The sequence below is a fragment of the Micromonospora sp. NPDC049366 genome, from assembly GCF_044466625.1.
GTDB lineage: Bacteria > Actinomycetota > Actinomycetes > Mycobacteriales > Micromonosporaceae > Micromonospora.
Genome location: NZ_JBITMV010000015.1, coordinates 161,561 through 173,501, shown reverse-complemented (window position 1 = coordinate 173,501; position 11,941 = coordinate 161,561). Strand labels below are relative to the sequence as shown.

At 73.6% G+C, this 11,941-nt stretch carries 15 protein-coding genes; 11 read left to right on the top strand and 4 right to left on the bottom strand.

What is annotated here, in order from left to right; genetic code table 11:
* Window positions 1-13: 13 nt before the first annotated feature.
* The 3 genes from ACIBTV_RS21955 to ACIBTV_RS21945 all read left to right on the top strand — a co-directional run bounded on the left by ACIBTV_RS21955 (window position 14) and on the right by ACIBTV_RS21945 (window position 2,544).
* A complete protein-coding gene (locus ACIBTV_RS21955; RefSeq protein WP_396707537.1) occupies window positions 14-640 on the top strand; it encodes a hypothetical protein in 627 nt (208 codons plus the stop codon).
* A 190-nt stretch (window positions 641-830) separates the two neighbouring features.
* Window positions 831-1,802, top strand: coding sequence for a pirin family protein (locus tag ACIBTV_RS21950; protein WP_396707535.1), 972 nt, complete (start codon window positions 831-833; stop codon window positions 1,800-1,802).
* A gap of 76 nt (window positions 1,803-1,878) precedes the next feature.
* Window positions 1,879-2,544 carry a hypothetical protein gene (locus ACIBTV_RS21945; protein WP_396707534.1) on the top strand — a complete coding sequence of 222 codons (666 nt, stop codon included), beginning with the start codon at window positions 1,879-1,881 and terminating at the stop codon, window positions 2,542-2,544.
* A gap of 236 nt (window positions 2,545-2,780) precedes the next feature.
* On the opposite strand, the gene ACIBTV_RS21940 is transcribed toward ACIBTV_RS21945, so the two are convergent.
* On the bottom strand, window positions 2,781-3,509 hold the full coding sequence (locus tag ACIBTV_RS21940; protein WP_396707532.1) for a DUF1345 domain-containing protein: 729 nt from the start codon (window positions 3,507-3,509) through the stop codon (window positions 2,781-2,783).
* A gap of 3 nt (window positions 3,510-3,512) precedes the next feature.
* Complete coding sequence (locus ACIBTV_RS21935; protein ID WP_396707530.1) at window positions 3,513-3,782, bottom strand: DUF2795 domain-containing protein; 270 nt, start codon at window positions 3,780-3,782, stop codon at window positions 3,513-3,515.
* 176 nt (window positions 3,783-3,958) lie between these two features.
* Between ACIBTV_RS21935 and ACIBTV_RS21930 the strand changes: the two genes are divergently transcribed.
* The 8 genes from ACIBTV_RS21930 to ACIBTV_RS21895 all read left to right on the top strand — a co-directional run bounded on the left by ACIBTV_RS21930 (window position 3,959) and on the right by ACIBTV_RS21895 (window position 9,913).
* On the top strand, window positions 3,959-4,369 hold the full coding sequence (locus tag ACIBTV_RS21930; RefSeq protein ID WP_396707528.1) for a DUF2267 domain-containing protein: 411 nt from the start codon (window positions 3,959-3,961) through the stop codon (window positions 4,367-4,369).
* A 259-nt stretch (window positions 4,370-4,628) separates the two neighbouring features.
* Entirely contained in the window at window positions 4,629-5,648 is a 1,020-nt protein-coding gene (locus ACIBTV_RS21925) for a TerC/Alx family metal homeostasis membrane protein (protein ID WP_396707526.1), read from the top strand.
* Between the two features lie 121 nt (window positions 5,649-5,769).
* The gene (locus ACIBTV_RS21920; RefSeq protein WP_396707524.1) at window positions 5,770-6,360 is read left to right on the top strand and encodes a sulfite oxidase-like oxidoreductase; all 591 of its coding nucleotides are present in this window, start codon (window positions 5,770-5,772) and stop codon (window positions 6,358-6,360) included.
* Window positions 6,361-6,364: 4 nt separating this feature from the next.
* Window positions 6,365-7,126 carry a ferredoxin reductase gene (locus ACIBTV_RS21915; protein ID WP_396707629.1) on the top strand — a complete coding sequence of 254 codons (762 nt, stop codon included), beginning with the start codon at window positions 6,365-6,367 and terminating at the stop codon, window positions 7,124-7,126.
* 16 nt (window positions 7,127-7,142) lie between these two features.
* Window positions 7,143-7,436, top strand: coding sequence for a DUF6510 family protein (locus ACIBTV_RS21910; RefSeq protein WP_396707522.1), 294 nt, complete (start codon window positions 7,143-7,145; stop codon window positions 7,434-7,436).
* A 110-nt stretch (window positions 7,437-7,546) separates the two neighbouring features.
* Entirely contained in the window at window positions 7,547-7,894 is a 348-nt protein-coding gene (locus tag ACIBTV_RS21905; RefSeq protein WP_396707520.1) for a hypothetical protein, read from the top strand.
* Window positions 7,895-7,947: 53 nt separating this feature from the next.
* Window positions 7,948-8,469, top strand: a complete 522-nt coding sequence (locus ACIBTV_RS21900) for a GNAT family N-acetyltransferase (RefSeq protein WP_396707518.1) — start codon at window positions 7,948-7,950, stop codon at window positions 8,467-8,469.
* A 142-nt stretch (window positions 8,470-8,611) separates the two neighbouring features.
* The gene (locus ACIBTV_RS21895; RefSeq protein WP_396707517.1) at window positions 8,612-9,913 is read left to right on the top strand and encodes an NAD(P)/FAD-dependent oxidoreductase; all 1,302 of its coding nucleotides are present in this window, start codon (window positions 8,612-8,614) and stop codon (window positions 9,911-9,913) included.
* A 15-nt stretch (window positions 9,914-9,928) separates the two neighbouring features.
* On the opposite strand, the gene ACIBTV_RS21890 is transcribed toward ACIBTV_RS21895, so the two are convergent.
* Both ACIBTV_RS21890 and ACIBTV_RS21885 read right to left on the bottom strand, forming a co-directional pair.
* The gene (locus ACIBTV_RS21890; RefSeq protein WP_396707515.1) at window positions 9,929-10,978 is read right to left on the bottom strand and encodes an AI-2E family transporter; all 1,050 of its coding nucleotides are present in this window, start codon (window positions 10,976-10,978) and stop codon (window positions 9,929-9,931) included.
* A 64-nt stretch (window positions 10,979-11,042) separates the two neighbouring features.
* Window positions 11,043-11,822 (bottom strand): spermidine synthase, encoded by a 780-nt coding sequence (locus tag ACIBTV_RS21885; protein WP_396707513.1) that lies wholly within the window; start codon window positions 11,820-11,822, stop codon window positions 11,043-11,045.
* Window positions 11,823-11,941: the final 119 nt, after the last annotated feature.

Genomic DNA, 11,941 nt, shown 5'->3' with positions numbered 1-11,941 from the left:
GAGGGAACCAATCATGCGGCTATCCCGCATCATCATGGCGCTCACGGTCGGCCTGGCCGTGGTGGCCGTGCCGACCGCAGCGGGGGCGGCACAGCCGCAGCCGTCGCCGAGCGTCACGGACACGCCCCAGCCACCGCCGTACACGCCCGTACTCCCGTCCCTGACCGTGAGCCGGCCGAGCATCACGCTCGGCGAGACGGTCACCCTGCGCGGCCGGGGCTTCGGTCCCAACGAGACGGTCGACATCGTCGTCTCGGTCCAGCCGCTGGCCGCGCCGGCGGCGGGCACCGCCCGCCGCAGCGACGGCAGCACCGTCGCCATGGCACCGGTGGCGTTCCAGGCGGCGGCGCCGCTGCGCTTCACGGCGCGTACCAACGGCGCCGGTGAGTTCAGCCGCAGCTACAAGCCGTCCGTCACCGGGCTGCTGACCTTCGTCGCGACCGGCCGCGAGTCGGACCGGACGGCGGAGACCCAGCTGCGGGTCCTGGACCGGCCCCAGCCGCCGCTGCCCGTCACCGGTGACAGCATCGGCACCCCGATGAAGCTCGGTGGCGGCCTGGTCGGCGCGGGTGCGGTGCTGCTGCTGCTGACCCTGGCCTGGCGTCGTCGCCAGCGGCTGGGAATGGGCTCGTCGCACTGACACGGCACCATCCCGGGCCCGGCCCGGATGTTTGACGGTCGGCGCCCGTCGGAGCTGCACTCCGGCGGGCGCCGACCCGTCCGTGTCCGGCGGGATCCCTCGGTCACCCGCGCCCGGTGACCGGTGTCGCGGGGCACAACCACGTGCGGAACGCTCCGCCCGGGGGAGGGTGGGAACGTACAGTCGGGCCGTGGAGCGTACCGAGTCGATGCCGGCGCAGACCCTGCCGGCCGGGATGGCCGCCGAGGAATCCGGCAGCGTGCTGTTGCCCGGTCACGACGTGCCGCTGGGGCGGTACACGACGGTGCGGCGGCTGCTGCCGCAGCGCACCCGCCGGATGGTCGGCGCCTGGTGCTTCGTGGACCACTTCGGGCCCGACGACGTGGCCGAGCGTCCCGGCATGGAGGTGCCGCCCCACCCGCACACCGGCCTGCAGACGGTGACCTGGCTGCTGGACGGGGAGATCCTGCACCGGGACAGCCTGGGCAACGTTCAGCCGATCCGACCCGGCCAGCTCAACGTGATGACCTCCGGGCACGGCATCGCCCACTCGGAGCGGTCTCCGCAGCCGCACCCGCCGCTGATGCACGGCGTTCAGCTCTGGGTGGCGCTGCCGGACCCGGCGCGCGCCGGCGCCGCCGACTTCGCCCACCACGCCGACCTGCCCCGCTGGCGCGACGGCCAGCTGGACGTCACGCTGCTGGTCGGCGAGATCGGCGGCGAGCGGTCGCCGGCGGTGGTACACACGCCGCTGGTCGGCGCGCAGCTGGAACTGGGCGGCCCGGAGCCGGTCGACCTGCCGTTGCGTCCCGACTTCGAGTACGGGCTGCTGGCCATGTCCGGTTCCGCCGCCGTCGACGGGGTGACGGTCGAGCCCGGCGCGTTGCTCTACCTCGGCACCGGACGCGGCCGGCTCACCCTCAGCGGCGGTCCGGGAAGCCGGCTGCTGCTGCTCGGCGGCGCGCCGTTCGAGGAGCCGCTGGTCATGTGGTGGAACTTCGTGGGCCGCTCGCACGACGAGGTGGCCGCCGCCCGGGAGGACTGGATGGCCGGTCGTCGGTTCGGCGTCGTCGCCGACGATGCCGCGCCGCCGCTGCCCGCCCCGGCGCTGCCCACCACCCGGCTGAAGGCCCGTGACCGGACGGGCGGGCTGCGCGGATAGCGCGGCCGGGCCCGGGCCACGCCGCGCCGCCCGCCGGTCGGCGGTGTGACCGCTGGTGGCACGGGTAGTCGCGGGCATGCCGACTACTGCGATCTCCAGCATCGAGGACAAGAAGCGCCTGGTACGCCGGCTCGCCGGCAGCGGGCGAGGCTTCGCCGAACAGTACGGCTTCCCGGTCACCAACAACCCGTCGAGCCTGTTCCAGGTGCTCTACCTGTCGGTTCTGCTGGCCCGCCGGGGCGACTTCCGGCGCGCCGTGGACAGCGCCCGGGCGCTGCGGGAGCAGGGCTGGGACAGCGCCGCGCGGCTGGCCCGCTCGCTGCACGAGACGCGGGCACGCGTGTTGCGCGAGTCGGGTCAGCGCGGCGACGTGGACGCGCTGGCCAGCACGCTGGGCGACCTCGCCCGGACCGTCGTCGACCAGTACCGGGGCGACCTGCGCCGGTTGCGCGCGAAGGCGCACTACGACCCGTCCCAGGAGCGGCAACTGCTCAACGAACTGCCCGGCGTGGACGGGCAGGCGGTCGAGTTGTTCCTGCGGGAGGCGCAGGCTCTGTGGCGGGAGGTGGCGCCGGTCGCGGACCGGCGGGCGCTGACCGCCGCGCGGCGGCTCGGGCTCGGACGGTCCGCCGGTGACCTGGCCGGGCTGGCCGGCAGCGGCGAGTCGGAGCGGCTCGCCTGGCTGGTCGGCGCGCTCGCGCGGGTGGATCTGGAGAAACGTTACGCCGAGGTGATGAGGTGAACACGCTGCGGTGAGAATCCGATCGGTCGGACGTGTACTGGCTTACAGTCTCGTGCTTCCTGACCGTTCGGATGATGTCGCGATGTACGATGATCGCGGCAGTGATGCCCGCCCGGTTCGGGCGTACAACCGCCTGGTGGTCGAGGCCCGGTTCGGGCCGTGCCGACCACCAGGTCGGTGTCGGTGCGGCGCCCCGGTCGCGGTTCGCGTCCCGGGGCGCCCGCCCGGCCACCGACTCAGGTCAGCCCGGCCACCAGGTTCACCGTCGCCGCGATGACGAACGCGCCGAACAGGTACGACACCATCGCGTGTGACAGCACCGTCCGGCGCATCTCCCCGCTGGTGAGGTCGGTGTCCGCCACCTGGAAGGTGGCCCCGACGGTGAACGCCAGGTACGCGAAGTCCACGTAGCACGGTGGGTCCGGCTGGTGGAAGTCCACCCCGCCGTCCGGTCCGGTGTAGTAGACGCGGGCGTAGCGGGCCGCGAACACGGTGTGCACCACCACCCACGACAGCAGCACGTTGAGCACGCCCCACCCGCCGTACAGGTCCCGCATCGGGCCTCTCGGCACGTTGTCGGCGCTGCCGATCACCAGGAGAACGGCGACCAGGCTGGCCAGGCAGGCGACGATCAGCACCACGTCGCGGATCGCGCGGTTGGGGTCCTCGTACACGGCCAACCGGGCGGTCCGGATCGCGTCGAGCGGCCAGATCTTGCGCCACACGATGGCCAGCCAGGTCACCGCCGCGACGTCCCACCCGACGAGCGGGGCGTGCGGCGGCGAGACGAGGAACCCGAAGACGGTCGCGACGACGACGCCCACCACCGCGACGACCGCGATCTGGACGACCGCCGGCGTGTGCCCGTCCGGTGGGCGGCTCGCCGCCTCCCGGGCCGCCGCCCGCCGCTGCGCGTGCTCGTCGGGTTCCGCGCCGTCGGCCCCGCCCTCGGGCCCGGGCGTCACCGCTCAGATGCCGCGTAGGTGCTGTGACACCCGGGGGCGCCGCTCACGGGCCTGCGCGGCGCGCTGTGACGGGCTGAGCTCAGGTGCGGCGTCGATGCCCGCGGAGCGGGCCACCTCGGTGCCGTTCGCGTAGTCCACCGGCGGCAGCTTCCGCAACGCGCGCAGCACGTCCGGCGGGGCGCCCTCCCGTTCGGCCTCCCGGATCACGTCGTCCTTGCCGGCCGGGTAGTCCAGGCTCGACAGGTACTGCAGGACGTCGGCGTAGCTCGCCATGGTGTCGGCTCCTCGCGGCATCGAATCCGGTCACGACCGGCGGCGGTTACCCCACTACCGGCCGGTCACGCCCGCCACGGCGAAGGAAATGCCGCGCCACGTGGACCGGCCGCCGCCCGTTTCCACCGGGACGCCCCGGGTACGCGCAGGCTCCGACGCAGCCGGAGGAGCACGGGATGAACTACGACACCTTCGTCGACCAGGTGACCCAACGGACGCGGACGTCCCCGGAGCAGGGGGTCGCGCTGACCCGGGCTGTTCTGCAGACGCTGGCCGAGCGGCTGACCGGTGGCGAGATGCTGGACCTGGCCGCTCAGCTGCCCAGGCCGCTGCAGGTCGTGGTGAAACCGGCCCCCGGTGACGAATCGGCGCAGCGGTTCGGGGCCGCCGAGTTCGTCGCCCGGGTCGCCCAGCGCGCCGGGGTGACGGAACCAGCCGCCCGGGACGCGGCCCGCGCGGTCTTCACCACGTTGCGCGAGGCCGTCAGCGGCGGCGAGTTCGACGACGTCGTGACCCAACTGCCCCGGGACTACCGGGAGATGGTGGAACCGGCGATGGCCCCGGGGGCGACGCTGCGCCGCGGCTGACCGACGTCCGTGGCCCGTGCGGGCGCGGTCCCGGCCGCCCGTCGCGCCATCCGCACCGTTGTTGACCTGGGCAACCATCGACGCGCCGGCCGCCCCCGCCTGGCGCGCCGATCGAGCCTGACCTAACCTTGTCGCTGCGAGGGGAGTACTTCCCACGAACCATTCCGGTCAGTACGGCGTGCCGGGCACGCCTCGGGTGGTTGCCCACGAAAGTGGGTGAAGGAGACCTCGAACATGACACGGTGTTCGAGGAGGTCCCATGACCGAGTTGTCGTACCTGTCGGCGGCGGAGCTGACGACGGTCGGCACCCCCACCCTGTGGGGCGTGACGATCGCCGGCGTGATCGCGCTGCTGGTGCTGGATTTCCTCGTCACCCGACGCCCGCACGAGGTGTCGCTGCGCGAGGCGCTCGGCTGGTCCGCGTTCTACATCGCCCTGCCGCTGGCCTTCGGGGCCTGGGTGTGGAACCGCTACGGGTCCGAGCTCGGCGTGCAGTACCTGACCGGTTACCTGGTCGAGAAGTCGCTCTCCGTCGACAACCTCTTCGTCTTCATGCTGCTGCTGGCCGCGTTCGCGGTGCCGGCGGCGTACGCCCAGCGGGTCCTGCTCTACGGCATCGCCGGCGCGCTCGTGCTGCGGGCCGTGTTCATCGCGCTCGGCGCGGCGGCCCTGGAGACGCTCGACTTCGCGTTCCTGCTCTTCGCCGTCATCCTCATCGCCACCGCCGTGAAGCTGCTGCGTGACGCCCTCTCGGGTCACCAGCAGGAGGTCGACATCAACACGATGCGCTCAGTGCGGCTGCTGCGCCGGTTCATGCCGGTCACCGACGACTACCACGGCACGCGGATGACGATCCGGGAGGCCGGCCGCCGCACGCTCACCCCGTTCGCGCTCGTGGTCGTGGCCGTCCTCGCCACCGACGTGGTCTTCGCGGTCGACTCGGTGCCGGCCGTCTACGGCATCACCGAGGACCCGTACCTGGTCTTCGCCACGAACGCGTTCGCCCTGCTCGGCCTGCGCGCCCTCTACTTCGTCCTGCACGCCGCGCTCAGCCGGCTGGTCCACCTCAGCTACGGCCTGGCGATCATCCTCGCCTTCATCGGCGTCAAGCTCGGCCTGCACTGGGCGCACGGCATCTGGAAAGGCGTCCCGGAGATCCCGACCCTGGCGTCGCTCGGCGTCATCATCGGCATCCTCGTGGTCGTCACGCTCACCAGCCTGCGCGCCACCCGCAACGCCGTCCCCGAGGAGCGCGAGGTCGTCACCGAGCGGCGGTGACCGCCACCGTGTCGCGTGCCGGCCCCGCCGGCACGCGACGGCGCCACGCCCGGCCACCACCACGTACGTGGGAATGATCCCGTCTCACGTCTCGAGGTGGTACGACTGACGGGTGGGAATCGTGTCGCCAGGCTTCCAGGGTCGGCCCCGGTCGTCCGAGCCGTCGCTGCCGCCGGGGCAGTACCTGACCCAGGACTTCCCGGTGCTCTCCGCCGGCCCGACGCCCCGGGTCCCGCTGGACACCTGGGAGTTCGTCATCACCACCGAGACCGGCGCGGAGTACCGGTGGTCGTGGTCGGAGCTGATGGCCCTGCCGCAGGAGACGCCGCACGTCGACATCCACTGTGTGACGCGCTGGTCGAAGCTGGGCACCAACTGGCAGGGCGTCTCGCTGGACACCCTGCTGGAGGGCATCGAGACCGACGCCGGCTACGTGCTCGCCCACTCGTACGGCGGCTACACCACCAACCTCCCGCTGGACGACCTGCGCGGCGGGCGGGCCTGGGTGGCGCACACCTTCGAGGGCGGCGACCTGCCGCCCGAACACGGCGGCCCGGCCCGGCTGCTGGTGCCCCACCTCTACTTCTGGAAGTCGGCCAAGTGGGTGCGCGGCCTGCGGCTGATGACCAGCGACCGGCAGGGCTTCTGGGAGACCGCGGGCTACCACGACTACGGCGACCCGTGGCGTGAGCAGCGGTACCAGGGTGACTGAGCGCGTGGCGACGGCACCCGCCCGGGCGCCGCTGACGTGGCGCGTCGCCCGGCTGATCGAGCGCCGGGTGGAGACCCCGACGGCGCAGACCCTGGTGCTGGAGGTGTCGGACTGGCCCGGGCACCTGCCCGGCCAGCACGTGGACATCCGGCTCACCGCGCCCGACGGCTACCAGGCCGCCCGCTCGTACTCGCTCGCCGGGCCCGTGGTGGACGGCCCCGGTGGGCCGCGCGTCGAGGTGACCGTCCAGCGGGTGGCCGACGGCGAGGTGTCGCCTTACCTCATCGACACGTACGCCGTCGGTGACCCCGTGGAGATCCGTGGCCCGATCGGCGGCTGGTTCGTCTGGCGTCCGCAGGAGACCGCCCCCGTGCTGCTGGTCGGCGGGGGCTCGGGCATCGTGCCGCTGATGGCGATCGTGCGGGCCCGCCGGGCAGCCGGCAGCATGACCCCGTTCCGGCTGCTCTACTCCGTCCGCACCCCCGACGACGTGATCTACGCCGAGGAGCTGCGCCGGCGCGGCCGCGACGACCCGGGCCTGGACGTGGCCTACCTCTACACCCGGCAGGCCCCGGAGGGTTGGCGGGGAGAGCCGCACCGCATCGGGCTGGCCGACGTCAACACCCACGGCTGGCCGGCCGACCTGGAGCCGCTCAACTACGTCTGCGGCCCCACCGGGTTCGTCGAAACCGTGGCCGACCTGCTCGTCGGGCTGGGCCACCAGCCTCGGCGGGTGAAGACCGAACGGTTCGGTCCGACCGGCTGACCGCCGAGGAGACACCATGACTGACATGTCCTACCTGGACGGCAACATGCTCGACGGCCCGCTGCGGGAGCTGTTCGCCGTCGACCTCAGCGCGGCCACCGGCCGGTGCGAGCACTGCGGCGCGGACGGCCCGATGGCGGCGCTGCACGTCTACTCGCACGCCCCGGGGCTGATCGGGCGCTGCCCGAACTGCGAGGCGGTCATGCTGCGGCTCGTCCGCTCGCCCGGCTGGGCCCGGCTGGACCTGCGCGGCACGACGTACCTCCAGGTGCCGATGCCGCTCGACCAGCCGCACCCCGGCCCGCTCTGAGCCGGGCGGCCGACACGGCGGACGCGACGGGCCGGCCGACGATCGTGGCCCGCCCGGGCGGATCGGCGGATCCGCCCCGACGCCGACGGTTCCTGACTAGCGTTGACGTCGTGGACGGACTCGGGGCGAAGATCTCGTACCTGGCGCTCGCCGACCGGGTGCCGGTCTACCTCGACGACGGCACGCAGGTCGGCGCGGTCGCGCGGGTGGTCGCCGACGAGGGGCAGGACATCTTCCACGGCGTCGTGGTGCGGACACCGCCGCCCGGACGCCGAGACCTGTTCGCGTGCCGCGACGCCATCCGGGAGCTCCGCGAGCGGGGCGTCGTGCTCGCGGTGCCCAGCACCGACCTGCCCGACGCGGACGCCGACGCGCCGGCCCGCACCGCGGCCGCCGAGGCGGACGGCGGCCCGACCGGGAACCTGCGCCGGCTCGGCCGGTGGCTCGGCCAGGGCTGACGGCCCGACAACCGCGTTGACAACGCGCGTGCCACCGGTGAGAGTGGTCCGCCGTGCGATACCTGCGTAGCGGCGAACTGGCCGCGATCCGTCGACCCCGCCCGACCGACGAGACGGAGTTCCTCGCCGCCGCCGCGCGCAGCCGCGACCTGCACCACCCGTGGCTCGCCGCCCCGGACACCCCCGAGGCCTTCGCCGCGTACCTGAGCAAGATCCGTCGGCGGGACGGCTCCGGCTACCTCATCTGCGACCGGGCCAGCGGCGCGATCGCCGGCTACGCCACCATCAGCGGGATCGTGCTGGGCGCGCTGCGCGGCGGCTACCTGGGCTACGCCGCGTTCCTGCCGTACAGCGGGACCGGCCACGCCTCGGAGGGCATCCGGCTGGCGATCGAGCACGCGTTCACCGTGCTCGGCCTGCACCGGCTGGAAGCGAACATCCAACCGGGCAACGAGCCGTCGCGGCGGGTGGCCCGCAAGCTCGGCTTCCGGCTGGAGGGCTTCTCGCCGGACTACCTGTTCATCAACGGGGCGTGGCGCGACCACGAGCGATGGGCGATCACCGCGTCGAACTGAGGCCGCCGCCGCCACGCCGGGCGGGGGCTCCGCTCAACTGCCGGGGGGCGGAAGCCTACCGGGCAGGCTGGTGATCCGGGTCGGCAGGACGCCCCGGCTCAGGCGCACGTTTGTCCCGCGTGTGGACGGGAACGGGTCCGCAATGACGAAACCTCGTGTGGTGATCGTGGGGGCCGGATTCGCCGGTTACCACGCGGCGAAGACGTTGAGCCGGCTGGCCGGCAACCGCGCCGAGATCGTGGTGTTGAACTCGACCGACTACTTCCTCTACCTGCCCCTGCTGCCGGAGGTCGCGGCCGGGGTGGTCGAGCCGAAACGCATCGCGGTGCCGCTCACCGGGACCCTGCGCGGGGTCCGCGTGGTGATCGGTGAGGCCGACGAGGTGGACCTGCAGAACCGCTGGGTGGGCTTCACGCAGGCGGAGGGGGACCGCAACCGGATCGCGTACGACCGGCTGGTCCTGGCCGTCGGCAGCGTCAACAAGCTCCTGCCCATCCCCGGCGTGACCGAGTACGCGCACGGCTTCCGTGGGCTGCCCGAGGCGCTCTACCTGCACGACCACATCGTGCGGCAGATCGAGCTGGCCGAGCAGGCCGAGGATCCGGCCGAGCAGCAGGCCCGGGCCACCTTCGTCGTGGTCGGCGCCGGCTACACCGGCACGGAGGTGGCCGCGCACGGCCAACTGTTCACCGACGCGCTGCACGCCCAGCGGCCCCGGCTCACCGTGCGGCCCAAGTGGATGCTGCTCGACGTGGCCCCCCGCGTGCTGCCCGAGCTGGACAAGCGGATGTCCGACACCGCCCACCGGGTGCTGGACCGGCGCGGCGTCGACGTCCGGATGGGTACCTCGGTGGCCGAGGCGACCGCGGACGGGGTGAAGCTCACCGACGGCGAGTACGTGCCGACCTGCTCGCTGGTCTGGTGCGTCGGCGTGCGCCCGGACCCGTTCGTCGCCGAGCTGGGCCTGCGCACCGAGCGGGGCCGACTGGTGGTCGACGAGTACCTGAACGTCCCCGGCTTCCCCGAGGTGTACGCCTGCGGCGACGCGGCCGCGGTGCCCGACGTGATCCACCCGGGGCAGGTCTGCGCGATGACCGCCCAGCACGCGCAGCGCCAGGGCAAGCTGGTCGCCCACAACATCGCGGCCTCGTACGGCAAGGGGCGCCGCCGCACCTACAAGCACCACGACCTGGGCTGGGTCGTCGACCTCGGCGGCAAGGACGCGGCCGCGAACCCGCTCAAGGTCAACCTCGCCGGGCTGCCGGCCAAGGCGGTCACCCGCGGCTACCACCTGCTCGCCATGCCCGGCAACCGGACGCGGGTGAGCGCGGACTGGGTGCTCGACGCCGCCCTCACCCGCCCGGCGGTCCAGCTCGGCCTGGTGCCGGCGAACGCGGTGCCGCTGGAGAGCACCGCCCCGGAGATGCCCGTCCGCACCCGGTGACGGCCGGCTGGCCGGTCAGCCGGGGGAGGGCGGGCGGCGCAGCGGGGCGTACTCGCGCAGCAGGATCTGCACGATGCTCGCCGCGGGGATGGCCAGCAGCGCGCCGACCAGGCCGGCCAGCTGCGCGGCGAGCAGCAGGCTCACCAGCACGGTCAGCGGGTTCAGCCGCACCGCCCGGGACAGGACGATCGGCTGCAGCACGTGGTTCTCGAACTGCTGGTAGACCACGAAGAAGACCAGCACCACGATGCCCGCGGTGGGGGAGTGGACGAAGCCGGCCACGGCCGCGATGACCGCGCCGAGGGTGGCCCCGACCAGCGGGATCAGGTCGGCGATCGCCACCAGCAGGGCGATCACCGCGGCGAACGGCACACCCGTCACCAGGAGCACCAGGAACGTCAGCAGGCCGCAGATCAGGCTGATCAGCACGTTGCCGGTCAGGTAGCCGGTGACGGTGCGGGAGATCTCGTGGCCGATGCGCCGCCACCGCCGCGCCCGGCGCTCGCCCGCCGCCGCGAGCACCGTCCCGGTGATCCGCGGGGACTCCAACACCATGAGGTACGCCAGCACGATCACCGTGACCAGCCCGGCGACCGTCTCCACCAGGCCGCGCAGCACCCCGAACGCCGGCTGCCGCAGCCGCTCCCCATACCGGGCCAGCTGGCCGGAGTGGCTGACCAGGTACTCCCGCAGCCCGAAGCGCTCCATCAGCCGGCCGATCGGACCGCGCCCGGCCTTCGTCTCCCGCAGCAGCTGCGGGGCGTGGTCGACGAACTTGATCACCTCGTCCACCAGCGGTACGACGATCACCGCGGCCAGCGCGGTCAGCACCACGAAGGTGCCCACGAAGACGAGCAGCGTGGCCAAGGCCCGGCGCCGGACCAGCCGCCGCTGCAGCAGGTCCACCAGCGGCTTCAGGGCCACCGCGAAGAACGCCGCGATCAGGATCCAGATCAGGACCCGGCGGGTCGCGTACACCAGCGCCAGGCCGATCGTGGCGGCCAGCAACAGGCCGATGACGATCAGGGCCCGCCGGGCGGTCCTCCGGTCGTCGGCGTCACACATCCGCCGCGCCTACCCCGATCCGGACGGGAAAAACCCGAAAAGGCGGCGATGTCCGATACCGACCCTAGTCGGCGTCCGTGGCGGGCCGGGCGCCGGCCATGAACCGTTCCAGGGCCGGCCCGTGCAGCACGACGCCGGGGATCGGGTCGCGCAGGGCGACGGTGGTGATCCGGGCGACCGGCAACCGGCCGGGGCGGGTCGCGGCCGCGAGCACCACGTTGCCGTACCGCCGGCCGCGCAGCATCCGGCGGTCGGCGACCAGGCAGACGTCGGCGAAGACGGCACGCAGGGTGGCGACCTGCACCCGGGTGGACACCAGGGGCGGCAGGTCGGTCAGATTCACCAGGTAGATGCCGTCCGGGCGCAGCGTACGGGCCGCCGCCGCCACGAACTCCACCGTGCGGACGTGCCGGGGCATCCGGGCCGCCCGGTAGATGTCGGCGAGCACCAGGTCGTACGAGTCCGGTGGGGCGGCGACGACCGCGTCGCGCGCGTCGGCGATCTCGACGTGGATCTCCGGGGCGAGCGGCGGCAACCCACCGGTGACCAGCTCCACCACCGCCTCGTCGCGCTCCACGACCAGCTGCGCCGAGCCGGGCCGGGTCGCGGCCAGGTAGCGGGGCAGGGTCAGCGCGCCACCGCCGAGGTGCAGCACGGACAGCGCCGCGCCCGTCGGCGCCGCGGCGTCCGCCACCGACGCCATCCGGCGTACGTAGTCGAAGTGCAGGTGACACGGATCGGCGACGTCGACGTACGACTGTTCGACGCCGTCGGCGAGCAGCATGCGTCCGGTGCGCCGTACCGGGTCGGCGACCAGCTCCAGCCGGTCGGCGGCGCGGTCCATGCCCGGCACGGTAGCCGATCGGCCGGTGCGGGGGCCGGCGGGGCCGGGGGGGGGGCCCCCCCCCCCCCCCGGCCGCCCCCCCCCCCCCCGCCCCCCGCCCCCCCCCCCCGCGCGCCCCC

Excerpts from the sequence above, each read along its gene's own strand:
- ACIBTV_RS21925 (WP_396707526.1), top strand. The coding sequence starts at position 4,629 with ATGACCGAGTTGTCGTACCTGTCGGCGGCGGAGCTGACGACGGTCGGC.
- ACIBTV_RS21895 (WP_396707517.1), top strand. The coding sequence starts at position 8,612 with ATGACGAAACCTCGTGTGGTGATCGTGGGGGCCGGATTCGCCGGTTAC.
- ACIBTV_RS21890 (WP_396707515.1), bottom strand. The coding sequence starts at position 10,978 with ATGTGTGACGCCGACGACCGGAGGACCGCCCGGCGGGCCCTGATCGTC.
- ACIBTV_RS21955 (WP_396707537.1), top strand. The coding sequence starts at position 14 with ATGCGGCTATCCCGCATCATCATGGCGCTCACGGTCGGCCTGGCCGTG.
- ACIBTV_RS21910 (WP_396707522.1), top strand. The coding sequence starts at position 7,143 with ATGACTGACATGTCCTACCTGGACGGCAACATGCTCGACGGCCCGCTG.
- ACIBTV_RS21935 (WP_396707530.1), bottom strand. The coding sequence starts at position 3,782 with ATGGCGAGCTACGCCGACGTCCTGCAGTACCTGTCGAGCCTGGACTAC.
- ACIBTV_RS21885 (WP_396707513.1), bottom strand. The coding sequence starts at position 11,822 with ATGGACCGCGCCGCCGACCGGCTGGAGCTGGTCGCCGACCCGGTACGG.
- ACIBTV_RS21930 (WP_396707528.1), top strand. The coding sequence starts at position 3,959 with ATGAACTACGACACCTTCGTCGACCAGGTGACCCAACGGACGCGGACG.
- ACIBTV_RS21945 (WP_396707534.1), top strand. The coding sequence starts at position 1,879 with ATGCCGACTACTGCGATCTCCAGCATCGAGGACAAGAAGCGCCTGGTA.